This is a genomic window from Streptomyces sp. NBC_00029 (assembly GCF_045160505.1).
Taxonomy (GTDB): domain Bacteria; phylum Actinomycetota; class Actinomycetes; order Streptomycetales; family Streptomycetaceae; genus Streptomyces.
On sequence record NZ_CP108292.1, the window covers coordinates 1,650,275 to 1,674,248 of the forward strand.

At 73.4% G+C, this 23,974-nt stretch carries 17 protein-coding genes; 10 read left to right on the forward strand and 7 right to left on the reverse strand.

What is annotated here, in order from left to right; genetic code table 11:
* Positions 1–82 precede the first annotated feature (82 nt).
* Positions 83–997, forward strand: a complete 915-nt coding sequence (locus tag OG753_RS08225) for a hypothetical protein (RefSeq protein WP_327261143.1) — start codon at positions 83–85, stop codon at positions 995–997.
* 83 nt (positions 998–1,080) lie between these two features.
* On the opposite strand, the gene OG753_RS08230 is transcribed toward OG753_RS08225, so the two are convergent.
* From OG753_RS08230 to OG753_RS08240, 3 genes are all read right to left on the reverse strand, one after another.
* The gene (locus OG753_RS08230) at positions 1,081–2,127 is read right to left on the reverse strand and encodes a lactonase family protein (RefSeq protein WP_405792571.1); all 1,047 of its coding nucleotides are present in this window, start codon (positions 2,125–2,127) and stop codon (positions 1,081–1,083) included.
* A 70-nt stretch (positions 2,128–2,197) separates the two neighbouring features.
* Complete coding sequence (locus tag OG753_RS08235) at positions 2,198–3,334, reverse strand: nitric oxide synthase oxygenase (RefSeq protein WP_405787876.1); 1,137 nt, start codon at positions 3,332–3,334, stop codon at positions 2,198–2,200.
* 258 nt (positions 3,335–3,592) lie between these two features.
* Positions 3,593–4,192: a GNAT family N-acetyltransferase gene (locus OG753_RS08240; protein WP_327261145.1), complete on the reverse strand. Its 600-nt coding sequence runs from the start codon at positions 4,190–4,192 to the stop codon at positions 3,593–3,595.
* A gap of 142 nt (positions 4,193–4,334) precedes the next feature.
* Here OG753_RS08240 and OG753_RS08245 point away from each other — a divergent pair, with 142 nt between their 5' ends.
* Positions 4,335–6,635 (forward strand): HelD family protein, encoded by a 2,301-nt coding sequence (locus OG753_RS08245; RefSeq protein ID WP_405787878.1) that lies wholly within the window; start codon positions 4,335–4,337, stop codon positions 6,633–6,635.
* Here the strand turns inward: OG753_RS08245 and OG753_RS08250 are convergent.
* Positions 6,625–8,118 (reverse strand): FUSC family protein, encoded by a 1,494-nt coding sequence (locus OG753_RS08250; RefSeq protein ID WP_327261147.1) that lies wholly within the window; start codon positions 8,116–8,118, stop codon positions 6,625–6,627. The genes OG753_RS08245 and OG753_RS08250 overlap by 11 nt on opposite strands.
* A gap of 417 nt (positions 8,119–8,535) precedes the next feature.
* On the opposite strand from OG753_RS08250, the gene OG753_RS08255 reads away from it, so the two are divergent.
* Together OG753_RS08255 and OG753_RS08260 are read left to right on the forward strand one after the other, a co-directional pair.
* Complete coding sequence (locus OG753_RS08255) at positions 8,536–9,006, forward strand: MarR family transcriptional regulator (RefSeq protein ID WP_327261148.1); 471 nt, start codon at positions 8,536–8,538, stop codon at positions 9,004–9,006.
* 160 nt (positions 9,007–9,166) lie between these two features.
* Positions 9,167–12,301 (forward strand): BTAD domain-containing putative transcriptional regulator, encoded by a 3,135-nt coding sequence (locus OG753_RS08260; RefSeq protein ID WP_405787879.1) that lies wholly within the window; start codon positions 9,167–9,169, stop codon positions 12,299–12,301.
* Positions 12,302–12,497: 196 nt separating this feature from the next.
* On the opposite strand, the gene OG753_RS08265 is transcribed toward OG753_RS08260, so the two are convergent.
* The gene (locus OG753_RS08265; protein ID WP_327261150.1) at positions 12,498–12,716 is read right to left on the reverse strand and encodes a hypothetical protein; all 219 of its coding nucleotides are present in this window, start codon (positions 12,714–12,716) and stop codon (positions 12,498–12,500) included.
* 212 nt (positions 12,717–12,928) lie between these two features.
* On the opposite strand from OG753_RS08265, the gene OG753_RS08270 reads away from it, so the two are divergent.
* From OG753_RS08270 to OG753_RS08295, 6 genes are all read left to right on the forward strand, one after another.
* Complete coding sequence (locus tag OG753_RS08270) at positions 12,929–14,794, forward strand: BTAD domain-containing putative transcriptional regulator (RefSeq protein ID WP_405787880.1); 1,866 nt, start codon at positions 12,929–12,931, stop codon at positions 14,792–14,794.
* A 91-nt stretch (positions 14,795–14,885) separates the two neighbouring features.
* Positions 14,886–18,233 carry a non-ribosomal peptide synthetase gene (locus OG753_RS08275; protein ID WP_405787881.1) on the forward strand — a complete coding sequence of 1,116 codons (3,348 nt, stop codon included), beginning with the start codon at positions 14,886–14,888 and terminating at the stop codon, positions 18,231–18,233.
* Positions 18,230–19,630 (forward strand): serine hydroxymethyltransferase, encoded by a 1,401-nt coding sequence (gene glyA / locus OG753_RS08280; protein WP_327261153.1) that lies wholly within the window; start codon positions 18,230–18,232, stop codon positions 19,628–19,630. The genes OG753_RS08275 and glyA overlap by 4 nt, the downstream gene beginning before the upstream one ends.
* Entirely contained in the window at positions 19,627–19,893 is a 267-nt protein-coding gene (locus OG753_RS08285) for a hypothetical protein (protein ID WP_327261154.1), read from the forward strand. Before glyA ends, OG753_RS08285 begins: the two co-directional genes overlap by 4 nt.
* Positions 19,890–20,960, forward strand: a complete 1,071-nt coding sequence (locus tag OG753_RS08290; RefSeq protein WP_405787882.1) for a threonine aldolase family protein — start codon at positions 19,890–19,892, stop codon at positions 20,958–20,960. Before OG753_RS08285 ends, OG753_RS08290 begins: the two co-directional genes overlap by 4 nt.
* 26 nt (positions 20,961–20,986) lie before the next feature.
* Positions 20,987–21,568: a GNAT family N-acetyltransferase gene (locus OG753_RS08295; protein ID WP_327261156.1), complete on the forward strand. Its 582-nt coding sequence runs from the start codon at positions 20,987–20,989 to the stop codon at positions 21,566–21,568.
* Positions 21,569–21,633: 65 nt separating this feature from the next.
* On the opposite strand, the gene OG753_RS08300 is transcribed toward OG753_RS08295, so the two are convergent.
* Positions 21,634–22,782, reverse strand: a complete 1,149-nt coding sequence (locus OG753_RS08300; protein ID WP_405787883.1) for an acyl-CoA dehydrogenase family protein — start codon at positions 22,780–22,782, stop codon at positions 21,634–21,636.
* Positions 22,779–23,969, reverse strand: a complete 1,191-nt coding sequence (locus OG753_RS08305) for an acyl-CoA dehydrogenase family protein (RefSeq protein WP_405787884.1) — start codon at positions 23,967–23,969, stop codon at positions 22,779–22,781. The genes OG753_RS08300 and OG753_RS08305 overlap by 4 nt, the downstream gene beginning before the upstream one ends.
* Positions 23,970–23,974: the final 5 nt, after the last annotated feature.

The window sequence follows — 23,974 nt, forward strand, 5'->3', positions numbered from 1 at the left end:
CACCGGATAAATACGGACAGATGCCGCCGGACAAGGCCCTGCCCGAACACCATGTTCCGATAAGCCAGTAGCATGCGGCGCCATGAGCTCCCCCACTGGGCCCGCAAATGGCCTGCCCGTACGAATGCCGCGACCCCGCCAGACCGGACGGCACCGCCGGCCCGAGCCCGCGGTGGCGCCCGAGGGCGCGCCCGCGCTGGTGCTCGCCGTGCCCGGTGCACCCTCGGCCGCCTGGCGAGGGCTCGCGGAAGAGATCATCAGCATCGGCCGCTCCGAGCTGCCGGGCCTCGACGCCCGGATCGGCTTCCTCGAGGGTGACGACGCCTCCGAGTTCCCGTCCCTGTCCGGTGTGCTGACCGCCGTCGCGACCGAGCGTGTCGCGCGTGCGGAGTTCGCCCGCGCCGCCGGCCACGAGGTGCCCGCGCCGACCGGCCCGGACGCCGTGGTCGTACCGCTGCTGGCCGGCCCCGACAGCGATCTCCTCCGCCGGATCCGCCAGGCACTGATGGACTCCTCGGCCGCCGCCGAGCTGGCCGACGTGCTCGGCCCGCACCCGCTGCTCGCCGAGGGCCTGCACGTGCGGCTGTCCGAGGCTGGGCTGGCCCGCGCCGACCGCGCCCGGCTCTTCACCGTGACCACCGCCGCCGACGGCATCGTCCTGGCCACCACCGGTGGCGAGGAGGCCGTACAGGCCGCCGGGATCACGGGCATGCTGCTGGCCGCCCGGCTCGCCGTGCCCGTCAAGGCCGCGGCGCTCGACCAGGAGGGCTCGGTGGCCGCGGTCGCCGACCAGCTGCGCCGCGAGGGCTCCACCCTGCTCGCGCTCGCCCCGTACCTGATCGGCCCGGAGGCGGCCGACGGGCTGCTCGAGAGTGCCCGCAAGGAGGCCGACTGCGCCGTCTCCGAGCCGCTCGGCGCCTACGGTGCGCTCGGCAAGCTGGCCGTCGCGCAGTACACCGCGGCTCTCGGGATCACCCAGGACGCCGCCGCACACTGACCCGCCCGTACGACGGAAAGGGCCCCCGCCGGCCACGGTCCCCCGTGGCCGGCGGGGGCCCTTTCACGTGCCGCGTGCGCACCTCAGGCAAGAACCACGCAGGTGGCCGCGGGAACGGCCAGTGAGCCGGCCCGGTGCGGCTGCCCGGTCAGCGGGTCCACGTCGAACCAGGTGACGTCCCCCGAGTGCTCGTTGGCCGCGTACAGCCGGCTCCCCGAGTGGTCGACGGCGAGATCGCGCGGCCAGGCGCCGCCGCATGCCACGGCGCCCGTGAGCCGCGGCTTCCCGGGCCCGTCGGCGAGGGAGAGGGTGACGACGGCGTCCGCCCCGCGGACGGCCGCCCAGAGGAACCGTCCACCGGGCGAGGCGACGATCGCCGAGGGGTAGGCCCGTACGCCCCCTGAGACGCCCGGGGAAGCCACCGGAGCCTCGCCGACCGGTTCCAGTTGCCCGGACGCCCCGTTCCACCGGCAGACGGTCACCTGCGGCTCCAGCTCGTGGAGTACGTAGACCATGGCGCCCTCGGGATGGAAGACGAGGTGGCGCGGCCCGGTCCCGGCGCGCAGCGCGGTCTCGGTGTGCACCCGGAGCGCCCCGGTGGCCGGGTCGAGCGCGCAGACGCGTACCGAATCGGTGCCGAGGTCCACGCTGAGCACCCAGCGGCCGCTCGGGTCGGGCAGCACCTGATGGACGTGCGGGCCCTCCTGCCGGTCGGAGTCCAGGCCTGAGCCCCGGTGCGACAGCACATGGGCCGGGCCGCCCGGGCTGCCGTCGGCGGCGATCGGGAGGCTGCTCACGCTGCCGGAGGTGTAGTTGGCGGTGAGCAGCCTTCCCCCGGCCAGGCTCAGGTGGGTGGGCCCGGAGCCTCCGACACGGACGGACGCCCCGAGGGGGGCGAGCCCTTGCGCGGTGGGCCGGAAGGCGGTGACCGCGCCCCGCTCGGTCTCGTTCACCGCGTAGAGCACCCCGGTGGCGGGGGCGAGGGCGAGGTACGAGGGGTCCTCGGCGGCGGTGACCGAGAGGGGGGTCAGGGCTCCGGTCCTCGGGTCCACGGCCGCGGTGGTGACACCGCGGCCTCCCGACGAGGTGAACGAGCCGATGTGGGCGCGGTGTTCGCCGCTCCGCCCCATGCTGTCGCCGCTCACTGGAAGCCCCTCTCACTACCGCCGGATCCGTCCGGAACCGACGGTAACAGAAGGTCTAGACCAAATCCCGTCCCCGGGCCCGCTCCTGCGCGCCGGGGTGGTGGACGTACGAGGTGCTGCTGCTGCGGTCCTCGTAGGTGCGGTGGAAGACCGGGGTCGCGGAACCGGAGATCGGCGGCACGATCCAGGACCAGTCCGCGCCCACCTCGCGCCCTTTGCGCTCCTCCCGTTCCATGTGGGACAGGAAGCGCCGGGACTCGGTGTGGTGGTCGGCGATGGTCACCCCCGCGCGGTCGAAGGAGTGCAGGACCGCCCGGTTCAGTTCGACGAGCGCGCGGTCCTTCCAGAGGGAGCGGTCGCTGGAGGTGTCCAGCCCCAGGCGGCGCGCGACGGCGGGCAGGAGGTTGTACCGGTCGGTGTCGGCGAGGTTGCGCGCGCCGATCTCGGTGCCCATGTACCAGCCGTTGAACGGCGCGGCCGGGTAGTGGATGCCGCCGATCTCCAGGCACATGTTGGAGATGGCGGGTACGGCGTGCCAGCGCAGCCCCCAGTCCGCCCAGCCGTCGCCGTCGGGGTGGTCGATCGGCACCTCCAGGACGGCGTCGGCGGGGGTGTCGAACCAGCGGGGCTTGTCGTCGACGCCCTGCACCACCAGGGGGAGGAGGTCGAAGGGGGTTCCCGCACCGCCGGACCAGCCGAGCTGGAGCAGGGCCCCGGTGAGCGGGGCGTTGCGGGCGTCCCCCACGGTTATGGAGGGGTGGTCGCCGTAGCCCGCGTACCTGATCAGCTGTTCGCTCCAGATCAGGGGGCCGGGGCGGCCCGGGGCGTCCGGGGCGAAGACGGTGATCGTGGGCCGGACCCTGCCTCCGTTCGTCGCCTCGCGCAGGTGGTCGAAGCACTCGGCGGCGATGGTGTCGGCGTCGGTGAGCCCGCGGCGGTCGCGGACCCGCAGCGAGTTCCAGTAGAGCCGGCCTATGCAGCGGTTACTGTTGCGCCAGGCCACTCTGGCCCCGTGGACGAGTTCCTCGGGGGTGTGCACATAGCTGCCGGTCTCGGCGAGCTCGGCCCTCACGGCGGCGAGCCGGGCGCGCGGATCGCCCGAGTCCGCGTTCTCCCTGTGGAAGAGTCGGATGAACTCCTCGGCCGCTTCCCACACCTGGGCGGTGGTGGAGCGCTGTTGAAGAATTTCCATTCCGGGCCGGTACCCCCTGTCCGAGCAGATCCACCCTGTACATGCCGGATGAATGTGCAATAAACAATTACCCGTTGTACCTGTCGCAGGTCAGCCCCGTGGGAATGGCAGGTTCGGAACACTCCTCCGAGTGATCCTCATGGATTGGGCTGCGGTAGCGGGCGCGGCGGCGTAAGATCCGGCGCGTTCCGGGAGTTGGCCGCGCGCCGGGCTCTCATCGGACGCGCCGGGCACCGGGGCGCGCCCCCGGGACGGCCTTCAGCTGCAGGGGCGGCTCATGTAGAGCGCCTGTTCGCCCGTCGCGGGCGTGCCGCCGTACAGGGCGGTGTCGAGGCCGCAGAAGGTGAACCCCATGCGCCGGTAGGCGTGCACGGCCGGGGCGTTGACCGAGCTGACCTCCAGCCACAGGTGCTCCGCGCCCCGTTCGCGGGCGAACCGGTCCGCGCAGTCCATCAGCGCGCGGCCGATGCCGCGGCCCCGGTGACCGGGAGAGACCTCGATGTCCTCGATCGTCAGCCGCCGGTTCCACGCGGCGTACCCGACGGCGGCGAAGCCGCACAGCAGGCCGCCGTCGAGGGCGACGAAGGTCCGCGCGTCGGCCTCCGAGTCCTTGCCGCCGCCGAAGCCCTGCTCGTCGTGCTCCTCGGGCGGGAACACCTTGTGCACGGGCGGGTCCACCGGGACCTCGCGCAGCAGGAAGCCGAATCCGGCGCCGGCTCCCGGGTCGGGGGCGCTCACCTCGAAGACCGTGGCGGTGGTGAAGGAGCTGTCCAGGGCCTCGATGGCGCCGGCGTCCTCGGGGCGGGCGAGGCGGTAGACGATTCCGTCGGCGTCGGCCGGGCCGTGTGCGGTGGTCATGAGATCCACCGTACGCAAAAAATCCCCCGGCCGAATTGGCTGCCGAGGGATGGGAGAGCGTATATTCAATGATTCGCGACTTCGTTGAAAAACGGAGCCGCGAGGAAGCTTACGAGGACACTGTATCGCGGCAGGAGTGCAATTGTCAACCGAGGAATTCCGGAAAGAGCAGCAATTCGTCACCGACCTCTATCTGCGCCTCGACGGCCTGCGTGACCAGGCCGAACGTGCGGTCGAAGGCGCGCTGCGCGATGTCGGTACCGGGTTCCAGGCCCGGCTGGAGCGGGATGTCCTGGTCGCCGAGCAGTCCGGCCTGCTTTCCGCTCTGAATGCGGGCGAGAACGGCCTGTGTTTCGGCCGTCTGGAGTTCTCCGACGGCCGCGACCATCACATCGGGCGACTCGGAATCCGGGCCGACGACGCGGACCGCACGCCCCTGGTCCTGGACTGGCGCGCGGACGTGGCCCGCCCCTTCTACCTCGCCACCGGCCACACCCCCATGGGGCTGCGCCGCCGCCGGCACATCAGCAGCCGGGGGCGCGTGGTCACCGCCCTGCACGACGAGATCCTCGACCTGACCGACGCGGAGCGCACCGGCCACGAGGGCGCCGACGCGGACGCCGTGCTGCTCGCCGCGCTCGACGCCGCCCGGACCGGCCGGATGCACGACATCGTCCGCACCATCCAGGCCGAGCAGGACCGGATCATCCGCTCCACGCACCGCGGGGTGCTCGTCGTCGAGGGCGGGCCGGGCACCGGCAAGACCGCCGTCGCCCTGCACCGCGCCGCGTACCTGCTGTACGCCCACCGGGAGCTGCTCGCCAAACGCGGTGTGCTGATCGTCGGACCGGGCCCGGCGTTCCTGGGCTACATCGGCGGGGTCCTCCCGGCGCTCGGCGAGACGGGCGTGCTGCTGGCCACTGTGGGGGAGCTCTTCCCGGGCGTGCACGCGACCGGCACCGACCGCCCGGGCGCCGCCGCGGTGAAGGGCCGTGCCTCGATGGCGGAGGTCCTCACCCGGGTGGTGGCCGACCGGCAGTGTCTGCCGGAGACCGTGCCCGCGGACACCGGCGAGGAGTACGACACGGTGCCCGAGCCGGCGCTGGAGATCGACCACGAGGAGTACGGGACCCTGCTGCTGGACCGCACCATGGCGTACGAGGCGCGGGACCGGGCCCGGGCCACGGGCCTCCCGCACAATCAGGCGCGCCCCTCCTTCGCCTTCCCGATCATCGACGCGCTCACCGCGCAGCTCGCCGACCGGCTGGGCGCCGATCCGTACGGCGGGCCGAACCTGCTCGGCTCGGACGACATCGCGCAGCTCGGCAAGGAGATCGCGACGAGCTCCGCCGTGCACGCGGCGATCGACTCTCTGTGGCCGTCCCTCACCCCCGAGCGGCTGATCGCCGACTTCCTGGCGGACCCGACGCACCTGCCCGCGCACGAGGCGGACCTCATCCGGCGCGCGCCCGCGGCCCGGCCGGACTGGACCCCGGCCGACGTGCCGCTGCTGGACGAGGCGGCCGAGCTGCTCGGAGAGGACGACAGCGCCCGGCGCGCCGCCGAGGAGCGGGACCGGCAGCGGCGCATCGCCTACGCGCAGGGGGTGCTGGACCTGTCCGAGGGCTCGCAGTCGTACGAGTTCGAGGACGAGGAGAACGAGTTCCTCGCGGCCCACGACATCATCGACGCGGAGCGGATGGCCGAGCGCCACGAGGAGGACGACCACCGCAGCACCGCCGAGCGGGCCGCGGCCGACCGCACCTGGGCCTTCGGGCACGTCATCGTGGACGAGGCGCAGGAGCTGTCCGCGATGGCGTGGCGGCTGCTGATGCGGCGCTGCCCGACCCGGTCGATGACGCTGGTCGGCGATCCGGCCCAGACGGCCGACGAGGCGGGCTGCGGCTCGTGGGAGCGGATCCTCGCGCCGTACGTGGGCGAGCGCTGGGAGCTGGTCCGGCTGGGGGTCAACTACCGCACCCCGGCCGAGATCATGGACGTGGCGGCGGCCGTGCTGCGGACGCGCGATCCCGGCTTCGAACCGCCGCGTTCGGTGCGCAGCACCGGGGTGCGGCCGTGGGCGCGGGCGACCGACGACCTCGCGGGGGCGACCCGGGAGGCCGTGGAGCGGGAGCTGCCGGCCGAGGGGCGGCTCGCGGTGATCGCGCCACGGGCCCGGCACGCCGCGCTGGCCCCCGTACTGCCGGGCGTACGGGAGGGCGCGGAGCCGGACCTGACCGGGAAGGTGGTCCTGCTGGACCCGCGCCAGGCCAAGGGGCTGGAGTTCGACACGGTGATCGTGGTGGAGCCGGCCGAGCTGCGGCCGAGCGACCTGTACGTGGCGCTGACCCGGGCGACCCAGGCCCTCGGCGTGGTGCACACCGCCAGCCGGCTGCCGGCGGGGCTGACGGACGGGCCCGGGGAGCGGCTGCTCAGGCGCTGATGACGAGGGGCGCCCGGGGGTCGGTGCGCAGCGGCGTCGCGAGGGCCACGAGGGTGTGCTCCAGGCCGTGCAGGTGGGCGAGGGCCGGTTCCGCCGCCGCGGGCCGCGGGTGCGGCACGGTGGCGGGTCCGGAGGCTCCGCGCGGGGCGGTCAGGGCCTCCACCGCCGCCTCCACGCGCCAGCAGGCGGCGGCCAGCCGGGCGTCGTGGGAGGCCTGCGGGTCGGCGGCGACGGCGACCAGCCCGCGCACGTCCCGGGCGCAGTCGTCCAGCAGGGAGAGCACCTGCCTGGCGCGGGCCTTGCGGGCGCGCAGCGGGCTCAGCGGGTGGACGAGCGGTGCGAGGGCCATCCGTACCCGGCCCAGCAGCAGCTCCAGTTCGGCGGCGTGCGGGGCGGGGTCGGCGTCCGGGTCTCCCGCGAGGCGGTCCAGGGCGGCCGCGGTGGAGGCGCGTACGCAGTGCAGGGCGCGCTGGATCCAGGCGTCGTTGGCGGCGTGGGTGGTGACCGGCAGGATGATCACGACGGCGAGGGCGGCGCCGAGCGCGCCGATCGCGGTCTCCTGGAAGCGCAGGAGCAGCAGTCCGGGGTGCAGGACGCCGAGGAGGCCGTAGAGCAGGCCGGCCATGACGGTGACGAAGAACATCATCCAGGAGTACGAGGGCGCGGCCGTGTAGAAGATCCCGAAGACGCATACGGCGACCAGTGCGGCGGTGGGCAGCGGCGCGCCGTGCAGCGGGACGGCGATCAGCAGCCCGGCGGCGATGCCGACGACGGTGCCGAGGACCCGGCGGAAGCCCCGTACGAGGGTCTCGCCGCGGGAGGTGGTGTTCACGAAGATCCACCACGAGGTGCCGACGGCCCAGTACCAGCGGTCGTCGGAGAGCGCCTGGCCGATGCCGAGCGCGAAGGCGCAGGCGGCGGTGGCCTGGAAGGCCTGCCGGGTGGTGGGCCGCGCGAGCCCGGTTCCGGGCAGGCCGGGCGGGGCTGCGGGGGGCGGGGTGCGCCGCTCGATGGGCCAGAGCAGGAAGCGCACGGCGCCGGAGGCGAGGAGCGCCAGCCCGACCGCGGCGTACAGCTCGGGCAGCTGTCCGGGCACGGCGTGCAGGAACTGGGTGACGAAGAACATCATGAAGCCGAAGATCCCGAGGGCGTGTCCGCGCGGGCCGAAGCGGCGCGCGTACACCCCGGCGAACACGACGGCCAGGAAGGCGGCGTCGCGGGCGAGCGGGATCCCGTGCAGGGTGGTGGCGAGGGCGAGGACGGGGAACCCGGCGACGGGCAGCAGGGCGGTGGTCAGGCGCTGGGCGCGGACGTGTCCGTCGAGCACGGTGAAGAGGGCGAGCAGGGCCGCCAGTCCCCCGGTGATGGCGGCGGTCAGGGAGAGACCGCAGATTTCGGCGAGGGCGACGGCGGCGGCGACGCCGATCACCGCGCGGGCCGAGTTCCGCAGTCTCATGCGCCCCGGATCCGGAGCAACGAACATCCTCTTCACGGCGGTGTGCCGCCCCCCTCGCAGGTGATGCGCGCCGGTCCGGCGCCGCCCGGGGTGGTGGGCGGCTGACGGGCACGGCGAAGGCGCCGCGCTCCGGAACCGGCCTCGTTGCCGTCCGGCGCTGCGCGGCGCCGTAAGTACATGGATACGCCACAGATAACCATCCGGAGGCCCACTGGCTCAACCGGACCCTCGACAACTGGGCCATTGATACAGCTCTGCAGCACATTTGTCGGCCATGGGTCTGCCAACGGTCCAGCCCTGGGAGGGCCCTCGGTGCACCCGCGTCACCTCCCCCGGCGGGACACCGCGCTCCGGCCGGTTACTCAGCCCCGGCCGACTCTCGTCGGCGTGACCACGCGCTGTTATCGTGCAGCGACCCGCGGGGCGTACGGAAGGGGACCGACGTTGACGCGAAGGGTGGAGTCCGGGCAGGCCGAGGCGTTCAGCCGGGCCGCCGTGGCGGTCTTCCGGCTGAACGGACGGTTCACCGCCGCCCTCGACCGGCTCGCGCTCGCTTCCGGGCTCAGCGCGGCCCGCTGGCAGATACTCAGCACCGTGACGGGGGAGTCACTTTCCGTGTCCGCGGTGGCCCGGCGCGTGGGGACCAGCCGGCAGAGCGTCCAGCGCATAGCGGACCTGCTGGTGCGGCAGGGCCTGGCGGTCTATCTGGACAATCCGGCGCACCGGCGGGCGAAGCTGCTCACCGCCACCGAGCAGGGCGTCGCCGCGAAACGGGAGATCGACTCCTGCCTGGCCGAGCTGGCCCGGCAGCTGTACGCGGGTCTCGGCGGCGAGGACGAGGTGCACCGCACGGCCGAGGTGCTGCGGGGCCTGTCCGGCGCGTTGTCGTCGATCGGTTCCGACGACTCTCCGTGAAGCCCGTGCGCGTGTCCACCGCTATACGGACAAGCTGGCCTGAAACTGACGCGGTTTTTCCCAAGAGTTGACTGCACCGAGGAATCCTCTTTGCGGTACCGTTCGCGCCTGACGCGGGGTTTCAAGGCCGGGGGACCTTTTGAATCGGTATGTCTTCAGAGTGCTGGGGCCGCTGGTCGTCCAGACCGATGAGGGTCCGCTGCGCATCAACGGCCGGCGCCAGGCCACGGTCCTGTCCATGCTGGTGCTCTACGCCGACCGGATCGTTTCGGTGGACACCCTGGTCGACGCCGTCTGGCCGGAATCGCCCCCGGCGACGGCGCGCAACCAGATCGCCATCTGCGTGGCCACCCTCCGCAAGACCTTCAAGCAGGCCGGGGTGACCGATCTGCTGATCACCTCTCCCCCGGGCTACGTGCTGGCCAAGGGTGAACACCGCATCGACGTCCAGGAATTCATGGAGCGGGCCGAGCAGGGGCGGGACGCCGCCCGGCACGGCCGGACCGAAGAGGCGTGCACGCAGTTCGAGGAGGCGCTGAGCATCTGGCGCGGCTCCGCACTGGACGAGCCGTCCGGATCGCGGCTGGAGGCGGAGACCACCAGACTGGAGCAGATGCGGCTCGCGCTCATGGAGGAACGGGCCGGGCTGATGCTCCAGTTGGGCCGCCACCGCGCGCTCACCGGTGAGCTCAGCGAGCTGGTGGCCCGGCACCCCCTGCGCGAGCAGTGCCGCGAACACCTGATGCTGGCCCTGTACCGGTCGGGGCAGCGTGCCGAGGCCCTGGAGGTGTTCCTGCAGGGCCGCCGGTTACTCACCGAGCAGCTCGGGATCGAACCGGGTCCCGGACTGCGGCAGCTGCACGACCTGATCCTGCGCGACTCCCCCGAGCTGACCAGGCCCCCCACCGCGGTGGCGCCGGCGCCGACGGCCCTGAACACCATCCCCGCGCAACTGCCCGCCGACGTCATGGCGTTCACCGGCCGGCAGCGCGAGATGACCTCCCTGGACCGGCTCCTGAAGGAGCCCTACAACCCGCACACCCCGGCGCTGGCGACGATCGTCGGCGTCGGCGGGGTGGGCAAGACCGCGCTCGCGGTGCACTGGGCGAGCCAGGTCGCCGATCAGTTCCCGGACGGCCAGCTGTTCGCCGATCTGCGCGGCTACGACGAGGAGCACGCCCCGGTGTCCCCCGCCGCCGTGCTCGACCGGTTCCTGCGCGCCCTCGGGATCGGGGCGCCCCAGATCCCGCCGGACCCCGACGAGCGGGCCTCGCTGTTCCGGAGCCTGCTCAGCACCCGCAAGACACTGATCGTCCTGGACAACGTACGGTCCTTCCACCAGCTCAGACCCCTGCTCCCGGGCGGTGGCCGCAGCGTGGTGCTGGCCACCAGCCGGGAGAGCCTGGGGGACCTGACCGGGGACTACACGACGCTGACGCTGCGGCTGCGGATGCTGGAACCGACCGAGGCGACGGCCCTGCTCATCAAGCTCGCCGGGGCCGACCGGTTCGGCAGCGACCCGGTGGCGGTGGAACAGCTCGGCGCCCTGTGCGACTGTCTGCCCCTCGCGCTGCGGATCGCCGGGGCGCGCCTGGCGGCCAAACCGGGGCTGAGCGTACGGAGCCTGGTGGCGCGGCTGCGCGACCACCGGTCCCGGCTCGACGTGCTGAGCCCGGGTGAGGGCGGGGTGCGGGCCGGCTTCCGGCTCACCTACCGGGACCTGCCGCCGGAGGCGGCCCGGATGTACCGCAGGCTCGGACTGCTGCGCACGGCGGACTTCGCCGCCTGGGCGGGAGCGGCCGTACTGGACACCGATGTGTGGCACGCGGAGGAGCTGATCGACCAGCTGGTCGACGCGCAGCTGCTGGAGGTCGCCGACACGGCGCCGGGGCGGGCCGCACGCTACCGGTTCCAGGACCTGCTGAGGCTGTTCGCCCGCGAGCGCGCGGAGTCGGACGAACCGGAGGGGGAGACGGACGCCGCGCTGGACCGGGCCTTCGCGGCCTGGGTCTGGCTGGCCGAGGAGGCGCACCGGCGGATCGACGGGCGCCGGTTCCCGGCGGGGCGTACGCCCGCGCCCGCCCCCCTGTTCCTGACGGAGCTGGCCGACGAACTGCTGGACTCCCCGATGGACTGGTTCGAGTCGGAGCGCACGGCGGTGGCGGACCTGGTGGCCCAGGCGGCGGAGACGGGCCGGGCCCGCTACGCGTGGACGCTGACCGAGAGCACGGTCCCGCACTTCGAGACGAAGAACTACCTGGAGGACTGGCAGCGCTGTGCCGAGCAGGCGCTGGCCTCGGCCCGGCGCGCCGGGGACGAGCCGGGCGAGGCGACCATGCTGCGCCTGCTGGGGTCGCTGGCGATCTACCAGCGGCGGTACGAACAGGCCGAGGGCTGGAACATGGCGGCGCTGCGGTTGCTGCGCAACACCGGTGACGTGGGCGGGGCGGCGCTCGCCCAGCGGAACCTGGCCATGTGCGCGCGGTTCCAGGGGGACTGGGAGCGGGCCCTGGAGTTCTGCGAAGCGGCCCTCGGCGGTTTCCACGCGTCGGGAGACATCGGGAACGAGGCCCATCTGCTGGGGTTCCAGGCGCAGATCGAGCTGGACCGGGGCAACGTGGGCGGTGCGCTGCCGCTCGCCGAGGAGGCGGTGGCGCTGAGCCGGCGCACCGGATCGGTGCGGGCGGAGGCGCAGAGCGTGTACCGGCTGGCCGAGGTGCGGCTGCGCGCGGGTGATCTCGGCGAGGCCGCGGAGGCCTTCGGCGCGGTCCTGCGGCTGACCCGGGGCGAGGGCGACCGGGTCGGGGAGGCGCACGCGCTGCGCGGGCTGGGACAGACACAGTGGAGCCAGGGCCTGCTGTCGGCGGCGGGAGGGACGCTGCAGCAGGCCCTGGAGATCACGGATGAGCTGGCGGATCGTTTCCTGTACGCCCGCGTGGTGACCGATCTCGGATGTGTGGAGGCGATCGGCGGCCGCCTGGCAGAGGCGGCGGAGAGGTTCCGGCGGGCGCGGTCCGCCTTCGGGGAGGTCGGCGCGCAGCCCTGGCGGGCGCAGGCGAGCCGGTTACTGGCGGCGGTCCAGGGCGCGGCGGGTGAGCCGGGCGGTGGGGACGGACCGGGTGGCGCGGGCGGTACGGGTGGCGCGCGTGGGGCGGGTGGCGCGGGCGGTGCGGGCGGGCCTGCCGGGAACGGCCGGCCGGGCGGTGGGGACGCCGGTGCGGACGCCGCCGGGCTGCCGCATCGTTCCTTCAGTGCAGCGGAGTTGACCCTGCTGCTGACTCCGCCGCAGGACTAGGTCGTCTCTTTCGGATCTTGTCGGTCGGCCCGCGTCGTCCGGTGCCGTGCATCGCAAGGCGGAGGAGCGCCGTTGTACTGGACGTACTGCGGTGCTCCGACAACGCGGCGAGGTGCGGTGCCGGGCGACGCGGGCCCGGCAAGATCCGAAAGAGACGACCTAGCACCGGGCGGGGCGGGGCTGCGGCGGGGGCCGGTCAGCCCCAGGGCATGTCGCCGTTCGTGCCGGCGGAGCCGGGGTGCGGGGGGACCAGCGGCTTGACGACGCCCCAGGGCATGTCGTCGGCCTGCGTGGTGGTCCTCGTGTCCGCCAGGACGGCCGACGCTCCCCCCGTACCCACGAACACTCCCGCAAGAACGACCAGGCAGGCCGCCGCCGTCGTGTTCGCCGTCTTCACCGTCCGCGTGCTGCGCATCTGGGAATCCCCTCTCGGTGGATCATCGCTGCCGCTCGCTGCGGCATGAATGGAACAGTAGGGACGCCTCCTTTTTCTTCTGTGTTCCATCGATTTCGTGACCCCGGCCGCCCTCGAAATCGCCACGATATCGAGGAGACAACGCACTCCACTAGCTTCGTTCAGAGATTCTTCTCCATGAATCACGGATGGGGCGGTAGATGGAATTCCGAGTGCTCGGGCCAGTCGAGGTACGGCGGGACGGCCACCGGGTCGCGTTCTCCGGGGCGAAGCTGCACACCGTGCTCGCGGCGCTCCTCGTGGCCCGTGAAGAGGTGATCTCCGACGAACGGCTGTGCCGGCTGCTGTGGGGCTGGGCTCCGCCGGCCACCGTCAGCGCACAGCTCTACACCTATGTTTCACGCTTGCGCAAGATTCTCGGCGACGAGGTTCTGATCGATCGTAGGCCGCCCGGATATGCCATGAGCATCGGTAATGCGACCCTCGACCTGACGGAATTCGAGAGGCTGGCACTCAGCGGCCGCGAGGCATTGATCGCCGAGGACTTCGAAAAGGCAGGTGAGCTGCTGCGCGGCGCCCTGGCGCGGTGGAACGGACTGCCCTTCGCCAACGCCACGGAATACCTCGCCGACACCGAGGCGCCGCGGCTGACCGAGGCCCGGACGGTCACCCTGGAGCACCGCATCGCCGCCGATCTCGCCCTGGGCCGGCACGAGCAGATCACCGGCGAACTGACCGGCCTCGTCGCCGAGTTCCCGCTGCGCGAGCGCATCCGGTGCCAGCTGATGACCGCGCTGTGCCGGTCCGGGCGGCAGGCGGACGCCATCCACCTCTACCACCACGGCCGCGCGGTGCTCGCCGACGAGCTCGGCGTGAACCCCGGCGAGGAGCTCCAGTCCACCTACCGGGCCCTGCTGGAGGGCACGCTGGACCGGCAGCCGCGCTCCGCCTCCTCAGCCGCCGTACTGACCGGCCCGCGGCGGGACGCTTCCGGCCGCCCGGCCGGCGCTCCGGCCATGCTGCCGCCCGACACCGTCGACTTCACCGGCCGTGAGCCCGAACTGGAGCTGCTGTGCCGTGCGCTGGCTCCCGACGGGCAGGGCGCCGGGCGGCCCCGCCGGGTGCTGGTCACCGGAATGGCCGGGCTCGGCAAGACCGCCCTCGCCGTCCACGCGGCCCACCGCTGCCAGCGGCACTTCCCCGACGGGCAGCTGTACGCCGACCTGCGCGCCCCGGACGGCACTCCCCGGCACCCCACCCGGGTGCTGCGCGGGCTGCTGCGCGCGCTGGGCCCCATGGACGACGTACCGGCCGCCGAGGACCAGGACCAGCTGGTCCGCCTCTACCGCGAGCGGACCCGGGGCAGGCAGCTGCTGATCGTGCTGGACAACGCCTCCGGGGCCGCCCAGCTGGGTCCGCTGCTGCCCAACACCCCGGAACCGGCGGTCCTGGTCACCGGGCGGACGGCCCTGCCCACCGTGGCCGGGGCGCACACCGTGGCCCTCGCCCCCCTGGAGCCCCGGCACTCGCTGGAGCTGCTCTCCGCCGCGGCCGGTCCCGCCCGGGTGGCCGCCGCGCCCGGTGCGGCGTCCTCGATCGTCGAGCACTGCGCCGGTCTGCCCCTCGCCCTGCGGATCGTCGGGACCCGGATCGCGGCCCGCCCGCACTCCACCCCGGACCGGCTCGCGCGCAGGCTGGCCGATCCCGTCACCCGGCTGCGGGAACTGCACTCGGGCGACCTGGACGTCCACACCTCGCTGCTGCCGTCCTGGCGGGCGCTGGAGCCCGAGGTGCGGGCGGTGTTCCCGGTGCTGGCAGCGCTCGGCCCCCAGCCGTTCCCCGCCGCCGAGGCGGCGCTGTCGCTGCGGCTTCCCGAGGCCGAGGCCGAACGGCGGCTCGAGGCGCTCGCCGACGCGGCCCTGCTGGAGGTCAGCGGCGCGGACGAGTGGGGCCAGCCCTGCTACCTGTTCCATCCGCTCGTACGGCTCTTCGCGCTCTCGCTGGACGAGGGTGCGGCGCCCGACTGCGGGAGCTCCGGCCGGACGGAACATAACCGGCGGCTAACTCACCGCCCCTAGCCTCGCCCTGCCCCGCAGCAGGGCGCTCCGGCCCGTATCGACCCCAGGCACGCACCAGCCAACGGCCCGTAACACCGAATGGAGTTGGACCATGACCGAGCTCCTGCCCGCTCGCGCGGACAGTGCCGCGTCCTTCCCAATGACCGAGACGCAGCAGGCACTGATGATCGGACGGGGTGAGGCAGTCGAACTGGGCGGTATCGGCTGCTACGGATACTTCGAATGGGAGCGCGAGGACCTCGATCCCGCGCGTTTCGCCGCCGCCTGGCGCAAGGTGGTCGCCCGGCACGACATGCTCCGCGCGATCGGCCGCACGGACGGCACCCAGTGGGTGCCCGCCGACCCGCTGCCCTTCGACATACCGGTCGTGGACCTGCGCGACCTGTCGGAGGAGGCCGCGCGGGAACGGCTCGCCTCGCTGCGGGACGAGATGAGCCACGTGGTCTTCCCGGTGGGCAGCTGGCCGCTGTTCGACCTGCGGATCATCGAGCTGGGCGGCCCGGGGAACCCCGGCCGGGTCCACCTCGGCATCGACCTCCAGGTGCTGGACGCCTCCAGCGCCTTCCAGGTGCTCTTCCCCGAGCTGGTCGACCTGTACGAGAACCCGGACGCCGAACTCCCGGAGCCCGGGATCGGCTTCGCCGAGTACGCCCGCTGGCGCGCCGACGCCCTGCCGCACACCGAGGCCTTCCGCACCGCCCGTGCGTACTGGCTGGAGCGCATCCCCACCCTGCCGCCGGCCCCCTCGCTGCCCACGGGCGGCTCCGCCGACGACGGGCGCGAGGTGCGTTTCGACCGGCGCGAGCACCGCCTGTCCCCCGCCGACTGGCAGCGCTTCACCGCGCGGGCGCACGAAGCGGGACTGACCCCGTCGGTGCTGCTCACCGCCGCCTTCGCGGAGGTGGTCCGGTGCTGGGCCGAGGAGTCCGACTTCACCATCAACTACCCGATCTTCCAGCGTCCCGCGGTGCACCCGGACATCGCCGGTGTGCTCGGTGACTTCACCAATGCCGTGATGCTCGCCGCCGACGGTTCGGGCGCGACCTTCCTGGACCGGGCGCACGCCCTGCGCGACCAGCTCGCCCGCGACGCGGAGCACGGCGCCTTCAACGGCGTACGGGTGCTGCGCGAGCTGACCCGGCTGCACGGGGTGGGCGCGCAGGCCGGCATGCCGGTCGTCGTCACCAGCCTGCTCGACTACCCGGTGCGCAGGCCCGTCACGGACCTGGGCCGGGAGGTGTACTCGATCTCGCAGACCCCGCAGGTCTCGCTCGACGTACAGCTGCGCGAACTGGCCGGTGAGCTGCGCGTCATCTGGGACTTCGTCGACGGGGCGTTCGCGCCCGGTTTCGTCGACGCCGCCTTCGGCGTGTACGTGGACCTCCTGGAGCGGATCAACGACGACCCGCAGTCCCTGCACACCCGGCGCTTCGACCTGATCCCGGCGGCCGAGCGGACGCTGCGCCGCCAGGTCAACGACACCGCCGGGCAGATCCCGTACACCACCCTGCACGAGCTGTTCGCCCGGCAGGTGGAGCGTACGCCCGACGCCGAGGCCGTGGTGGACGCCGGCGGACGGCGCCTGAGCTACGCCGAACTGGCCTCGTACGCCTGGCGGATCGGGCACACCCTGCGGGACCACGGGGCGGCCCCGGGCGAGCTGGTCGCCGTCGTGATGGAGAAGGGCTGGGAGCAGTACGCCGCGGTGTACGGGATCCTCGCCTCCGGCGCCGCGTACCTGCCGCTGGATCCGTCCGTGCCCCCGGAGCGGCTGCGCCGCCTGCTCGCCGAGGCCAAGGTCGACCGGATCCTCACCCAGTCCCGCCTGGACTCCCGGATCAGCTGGCCGCCGACGGCCCGCCGCTACCGAGTGGACAAGGACTTCGAGTCGGGCGCCGACACCCGGCCCGACACCGCGCAGACCCCCGCGGACCTCGCGTACACCATCTTCACCTCGGGCTCGACGGGTGAGCCCAAGGGCGTGATGGTCGACCACATCGGCGTGGTCAACCTGGTCCGCGATGTCGCCGAGCGCTTCGAGGTCGGCGCCCGGGACCGGCTGCTTGCCATCTCCGGGCTGCATTTCGACGCCTCGATCTACGACGTCTTCGGGGTGCTGACCCAGGGCGGGACCGTGGTGCTGCCCCCGCCCTTCGAGCACGCCGAGCCCGACATCTGGGCCGATCTGGTGCAGGCGGAGCAGGTCACCCTGTGGAACTCCGTACCCGTGCTGATGGAACTGCTCGTCGGGGAGGCGGAGGTGCGCGAGCGCCGCGGCGGCGGCCGGCCACTGGAGTCCCTGCGGCTGTCCGTGCTCTCGGGCGACTGGATCCCGCTGACGCTGCCGGACCGGCTGCGGGCGCAGAGCCCGCGGATCCAGGTGGTGGGTTCGGGCGGTCCGACCGAGACGATCTGCTGGTCGCTGTTCCAGCCGATCGGCGAGGTCGACCCGTCCTGGACGAGCATCCCGTACGGCAGGCCGATCACCAACCAGCGCTACTACATCGTCGACCCGGCCGCCTACGAGCGTCCGCTCGGGGTGGTCGGCGAGATGGCCGTGGCCAGCGACGTCGGGCTCGCGCTCGGCTACTGGAACGACGCGGAGCGCACCGCGAACCGCTTCGTCCACCTGCCGGAGAGCGGCGAACGCGCTTATCTGACCGGCGACCTGGGCCGGTACCTCCCGGACGGCAGCATCGAGATCCTGGGCCGCGACGACTTCCAGGTGAAGATCCAGGGCCACCGGATCGAGCTGGGCGAGATCGAGGCCGTACTGCGCCAGGACCCCGGGGTCGGCGCGGCCGTGGTGGTGGCCCCCGCCAGTGCCCACGGGGTACGGCGGCTGCACGCCTTCGTGGTGGCCGACGGCGACGCGGCCGGGCCGGTGCTGGAGCGGCTCGCCGCCCAGCTGCCGGCCTACATGGTGCCGGCCGCCCTCACCGTGCTGCCGGAGCTCCCGCTGACCCGCAACGGCAAGGTGGACCGGCTGCTGCTGGCCTCCTCCGCTGGGCGGCAGCAGCAGTCCGCCGACGAGGCGGCCGTACGGGACGGCGGGGACGGGCCCGGCAGTGCGCTGGAGCTGGTGCTGTGCGCGGCGGTCGCGGACATCCTCGGCCTGGACGGGGTGGCGCCCGGTGACAACTTCTTCAGCCTGGGCGGCGATTCGCTCAGCGGTACCCGGCTGGCCGGCCTGCTCAAGGAGCTGCTGGGGGTGCCGGTGCCCGTCAAGACGGTGTTCCAGAACCCGCTGATCCGCGAACTGGCGGAGAGGATCGCCGCGGACGAGCAGCACGGCGCGGAGGCGGTCGCCGCCGCGGAGACCTTCGGCGAACTGGAGGCGGACGGGGCGGACGAGCCGGACGCGCCGGCCGGCGACGCGGTCCGGATCCGCACGGAGAACACGGTCAGCACGGACGATTCCGAGAGGGGACAGTCATGAGTCTCACCCTGCCCGCGCCCGTCACCGAGCCGGAGCTGCCCACGGCTCCCGGCGCCGCTCCCGGCCCCGGACCCGACCCCGACCTGGTCGATTTCGCCGGGCACGCCGCACAGCGGCTCAGAGAGCGCGACGGTGCCCTGTACTCGCTGCTGGCCCGTGAGTCGGCCCGTCAGCGCGACACCCTGATGATGGTCGCGGCGTCCAGCGTCGCGGACCCCTCCGTCCTGGCCTGCGAGGGCAGCGCGCTCGGCAACCTGACCGCCGAGGGCTTCCCCGGGAACCGCTACCACGCCGGCTGCGGGGTCGCCGACGAGATCGAACGCCTCGCGATCGACCGGGCGTGCGCGGCCTTCGGGGCGCAGGACGCGATCGTGCAGCCGCACTCCGGCTCCTCCGCGAACCTCGCGGTGATCACGGCGCTGCTGAGCCCGGGTGACAGCCTGCTCGGGCTGGACCTGGACTGCGGCGGCCACCTCACCCACGGCTCCCCCGCCTCGGTGACCGGCCGCTACTACCGTGCCCACGGCTACCGGGTGACACCGGACGGGCTGCTCGACTACGACCAGATCCGCGAGCTGGCCCTGGAGCACCGTCCGAAGCTGATCGTCTGCGGGGCGAGCGCCTACCCCCGCAGCATCGACTTCGCCCGCTTCCGGGAGATCGCGGACGAGGCCAACGCCTATCTCCTGGCCGACATCTCGCACATCGCCGGACTGGTCGCGGCCGGCCTCCACCAGAGCCCCGTCGACCACGCCCACGTGACGACCACCAGCACCTACAAGCAGCTGTACGGCCCGCGCGGCGGGCTGATCATGCTCGGCCGGGACGCCCGCAGGCCCGGACCGGAGCGCGGCACCCTCGCCGCGACCTTGCGCCGCGCCGTGTTCCCCTTCACGCAGGGCACGCCCGACCTGGCGTCGGTGGCGGCCAAGGCGCGCGCCCTGGACTTCGTGGCGAGCCCCGATTTCGCCGAGCTCGCCAAGCGGCTCGCGGACGGCGCGCAGGCGATCGCCGAGCGTCTCTCGGACCGGGGATTCCGGCTGGTCACCGGCGGTACGGACACCCACATGGTGCTGCTCGACCTGCGCGGCAGCGGGGTCACCGGGGATGTCGCCGAGCAGGCCCTGGAGTCCTGCGGGATCGTCGTCAACCGCAACCGGGTCCCCGGCGACACCACGCCGGTCCGGGTGACCGGTGGACTGCGGCTGGGCACCAACACGCTGGCCGCGCGCGGCATGGACCACGCGGTGGCCGCCGAGTGCGCCGACCTGGTCGCCGATGTCCTCGTCGCGCTGCGCGCGCAGGGCGGCGTACTGACGGACGCGCTGCGCGACCGGGTGCGCACCCGGGTCTCCGAGCTGTGCGCGGCCCACCCCCTGCCGGGGTATCTGCCGTGACCTTCAGCGGCTTCCCGCCCTCGGCGCTGCGCCTGTACGAGGACCTCGCGGCCGACAACAGCAAGGAGGCGTGGCGCCTGCGCCACCGCGAGCGGTACGAGCGTGACGTACGTGCGCCGATGGACGAGCCGGCCGCTGAACGGAGCATGGATTCGAAGGAGTCGGCCTTCCGGGAGTCGGCCGGGCCGGGTGCAGGCGCTCGGCCCGGCCCGGCCCGGTACACCCGGATGTCCCGCGAGCGAGGAGTTGACGTACCGTCATGACCATCGGGAGTTTCGAGACCGCCGATCTGCGCAGCGACACGGTGACCCGGCCGGGTCCCGGGATGCGGGCCGCGATGGCCGGCGCGGAGGTCGGTGACGACCTCTTCGGGGAGGATCCGACCGTCCGCGCGCTGGAGGACCGGCTCGGCGGGCTCTTCGGTTTCTCCGCGGCGCTGTTCACACCGTCCGGGGTGATGGCCAACCAGATCGCCCTCCAGCTCCTCGTCGGCCCCGGCGAGGAGCTGGTGTGCGATGCCGAGGCGCACGTCCTGGCGCACGAGGAGGCCTCCCCGGCCCGCTACGGCGGGATCCAGACCCGCACGGTGACCGCCGAGCGGGGGGTGATCACCCCGGCCCTGCTGGCCGGGGTGATCCGGCGGGGCAACCCGTACACGCTCGGTACCCGTGCGGTGGAGGTGGAGCAGACCCACACCCGGGCCGGCGGTACGGTCCACCCGCTGGGGACGCTGCGCGCCGTACGGGAACTGACGGCCGGCGCGGGCCTGACGGTCCACATGGACGGGGCCCGGATCTGGAACGCGATGGCCGCGACGGGCGCGTCGGCGCGGGCGTACGGGGAGACGGTCGACTCGCTGTCCGTGTGCCTGTCGAAGGGCCTGGGCGCACCGGTCGGGTCGGTGCTCCTGCTGCCGGTCGAACACCTGCCGCGCGCAAGGAAGTTGCGGCACGGACTGGGCGGCGGGATGCGGCAGTCGGGCATCCTGGCGGCTGCGGGACTGTACGCCCTGGACCACCACGTGGAGCGGATCGCGGAGGACCACGCCAACGCCGGGCTGCTGGCGGCGGGGCTGCGGGATGCGGGGTTCGCCGTGCGCCCGCCGGAGACCAACATCGTCCTCATCGAGGTACCCGGCGCCGACGCGGTCGTCGCACGGGCGGCGCAGGAAGGAGTGCTGGTGACCGCGCCCGGCCCGCGGACGGTCCGGCTGGTCACCCATCTGGACGCAGGAGAGAAGGCGTGCCGGCGGGCCCTCGAGGTGCTGGTCGCCGTTATGACCGATGTCGTCGCCGCGGCGCGCAACACCGCGCCCGCGGGACACCTGTAAGAAGCGGAAGAGAGCGAAGTAGCAGCATGAGCTTAGAAGTACGGCCCGCCACGGCGGATCTGTGGGACGACATCCGGAAGGTGCTCCAGCCGAAGAAGAGCGCGCACACGTGCTGGTGCATGGCCTGGCGGCTGTCCACCGGCGACTACGGGCGGCTCACCGCGGACGAGCGGGGCGAGCACCTGCAGAACCTCATGGAGAAGGCCGATCCGCCGCCCGGGGTCCTGGGATTCCTGGACGGCGAGGTGGCCGGCTGGTGCAACGTGGCGCCGCGCCGCCAGCTCGACCGGCTGACCTCGTCGAAGACGATCACACCGGTGGACGATCTGCCGGTGTGGTCGGTGACCTGCTTCGTCGTGCGCAAGGAGTTCCGCGGCAAGGGGGTCGCCTCGGGCCTGCTGGAGGGGGCCGTCGAGCACGCACGGACCCATGGCGCGCCCGCCGTCGAGGGGTATCCGGTGGACCCGGAGGGCGGCCGGGTGAACCCGACCCTCGCCTACGTGGGGACGATGGACATGTTCGAGCGGGCCGGTTTCCGCCGGGTCCACCGCACCGAGGCCAAGAGCGACAAGCGCCACCGCTGGGTCGTCCGGCGCGACCTGGTCTGACGGCCTCGGCCGTACGCAGAAGGGGCTCCCGCGGTGCGGGGGCCCCTTCCCTCGTGCGGTGCCGGTCAGGGCGTGTGCGCCGCGGTGTCCCACAGCTGGGCCGGGCGCCCGCAGCGCATGGCCTCCCATGCCGCGCGCCGGTAGCAGCCCGCCACCAGGCCGTCCCGGACCAGCCCCGAGGCGCCGTGCAGATGGACCGCGTCACGTGTCACATCGAGGGTGGTCTCCGCCGTGAGGGCGATCAGCCCGGCGGCCTCCCCCGGGGTGAGCCGGTCCTCGTCGAGGTCACGGGCGGCGTCGCCCACGGCCCAGCGCACGGCGTCGAGGCGGGCCAGCAGGCCGGCCACCCGCAGCCGGGGGCCCTGGTGTTTGACCAGGGCCTGGCCGAACTGCTGCCGGCCGCGGATCCGGGAGACGACCGCGGTCAGGGCGGCCGCCGTGATCCCGGCCAGCAGCGAGGCCTGGTGGACGGCGGCGCGCAGCCCCACCCGGGCGAGGGCGTTTTCGGCGGCGAGGCCGCGCAGCAGGACCGCTCCGGCCGGCAGCCGGGCCTCGTCGAAGGCGGCGCCGGCGACGGCTCCGCCGCCGTGGTCGCGCAGCGGGCGTACCGCCACGCCCTCCGTGGGCAGGCCCACGAGCGCCACGCACGGGCCGTCGGGGCCGCTCGCCAGGACCAGCAGGGCGCCCGGCCCGACTCCGGCGGCGAAGGGGCCGCCGGTGCCGGTGAGTACGACTCCGCCGGTGTCCCCGTCCGGTTTCCAGGTGATGCCCGGCGGTACGGTGCCGCGCGGATCGGGCAGCCGGCCCGGCACGGCGAGCTGCACCTCCCCGGTCCGTACCCGGTCCAGGAGGCCGTCGGTCTCCTCGGGGGCGAGGGGGCCGAGGCCCGAGATCAGGTCCAGGGCGAGGAGGGTGTCGGTCAGCGGGACGGGCTGCATCGCGTTGCCCGCCTCCTCGCAGACCATGGCGACGACCGCCTGGCCCAGGTCGAGGCCGTCCTTGCCGATGGGGAGGGCGAATTCCCAGGCGCCCACCTGGGTCAGCGCCTCCCAGGCGCCGGCGGGCGTGTCCCCGTCGACCTCCAGGCCCTGGCGCACGGTGAGCCGCAGCTGCCGGAAGAGGGAGTCCTCGTCCTCCCGCTCCCGCCACCGTTCGGGCGCGTCCGCCGCGCCCCGGCCGCCCGTCCCGTTCCCGCCTACCGCCTGTGACGTCACGGCCGTACCTCCGCCCCTGAGTCGAGACGCAGCCGGGCCAGCGTCTCCAGCATCATTTCCGCGGTGCCGCCCGAAATCCGCATTCCCGGGGCTTCGCGCAACGCAGAATCGAGTGGGTGTGCCACCCCGTCGACCTCGGGGTCGTCGAGGGTCATGCTGCGGTCGCCGTCGAGTTCCGCGGCCCACCAGGCCACCTCCGCGGCGAGCTCGGTGGTGTACCACTTGGCGGCGGCCGCCTCGTCCTCGTTGAGCTCGCCCCGGTCGAGGCGGGTGAGGACGCGGCGGACCAGCGTGCCCGCCGCGAGCAGCCGGGCGTTGAGCTTGGCCAGGCCGATCTGGTCGTGCTGGCCCGCCTCCAGCCGGTCGGTCTGGACCTCCAGCCGTTCCACGGCGGCCCGGTACCAGCGCAGCGCCTTGACGTAGTAGTCGAGGCCGGTGCGCTCGAAGGCGAGCGTCTTGACGACGATCGCCCAGCCCTGGCCGGTCTCGCCGACCACGTCGTCGGCGGTCACGGCCACGCCGTCGAGGGTGACCTCGTGGAAGGCGTCGTCGCCCATGCCGGGGATCTGCCGGATGGTGACGCCCTCCTGGGCCAGGGGGACCAGGAAGAGGCTGAAGGCGTCGTCCTCGCCCCGGGCCAGGCACAGGCCGTAGTCGGCGAGCCGGGCGAAGAGCGAATGGACCTTGGTTCCGTACAGCTTGTAGCCGCCCTTGCCGTCGGACACGGCGCGGGTGGAGAGGATGTTGAGGTCGGAGCCGGCCTGGGGTTCGCTGAACAGCACGCAGCCGAAGGCGGTGCCGGCCGCGAAGCCCGGCAGGTGCCGGGCCTTCATCGCGGGACTCGCGACATTGAGCAGGGTGGATCCGACGATCTGCACGGTGAGGGTGTGCAGCAGATCGGGCACGTCGTGCATGGCCAGTTCCTCGACCAGTACGGCGGCCGCGACCTGGCTGATGCCGCGGCCGCCGTACTCCTCGGGCCACTGGGGGGCGAGGAGGCCCCGTTCGCCCAGGGCCCGGTGGATGGGCCGCGGGTCGCGGGTGCGCCGGGCCTCGGCCACGGGGGCGGAGACCAGGATGTCGTGGATGTCCTCGCGCAGGGCCCGCATGGGGGTGCGGGGCACGTCGGCTCCGCTCCGCAGCAGCCCGCAGTCCGCGGGCGCACGGTAGAACTCGGTGGTGAGCACGGGCA

Bases quoted from the DNA above. Each gene is read 5' to 3' on its own strand.
- OG753_RS08225 (WP_327261143.1), top strand. From the start codon at position 83: ATGAGCTCCCCCACTGGGCCCGCAAATGGCCTGCCCGTACGAATGCCG.
- OG753_RS08230 (WP_405792571.1), bottom strand. From the start codon at position 2,127: ATGGGGCGGAGCGGCGAACACCGCGCCCACATCGGCTCGTTCACCTCG.
- OG753_RS08235 (WP_405787876.1), bottom strand. From the start codon at position 3,334: ATGGAAATTCTTCAACAGCGCTCCACCACCGCCCAGGTGTGGGAAGCG.
- OG753_RS08240 (WP_327261145.1), bottom strand. From the start codon at position 4,192: ATGACCACCGCACACGGCCCGGCCGACGCCGACGGAATCGTCTACCGC.
- OG753_RS08250 (WP_327261147.1), bottom strand. From the start codon at position 8,118: ATGTTCGTTGCTCCGGATCCGGGGCGCATGAGACTGCGGAACTCGGCC.
- OG753_RS08265 (WP_327261150.1), bottom strand. From the start codon at position 12,716: ATGCGCAGCACGCGGACGGTGAAGACGGCGAACACGACGGCGGCGGCC.
- OG753_RS08275 (WP_405787881.1), top strand. From the start codon at position 14,886: ATGACCGAGCTCCTGCCCGCTCGCGCGGACAGTGCCGCGTCCTTCCCA.
- glyA (WP_327261153.1), top strand. From the start codon at position 18,230: ATGAGTCTCACCCTGCCCGCGCCCGTCACCGAGCCGGAGCTGCCCACG.
- OG753_RS08290 (WP_405787882.1), top strand. From the start codon at position 19,890: ATGACCATCGGGAGTTTCGAGACCGCCGATCTGCGCAGCGACACGGTG.
- OG753_RS08295 (WP_327261156.1), top strand. From the start codon at position 20,987: ATGAGCTTAGAAGTACGGCCCGCCACGGCGGATCTGTGGGACGACATC.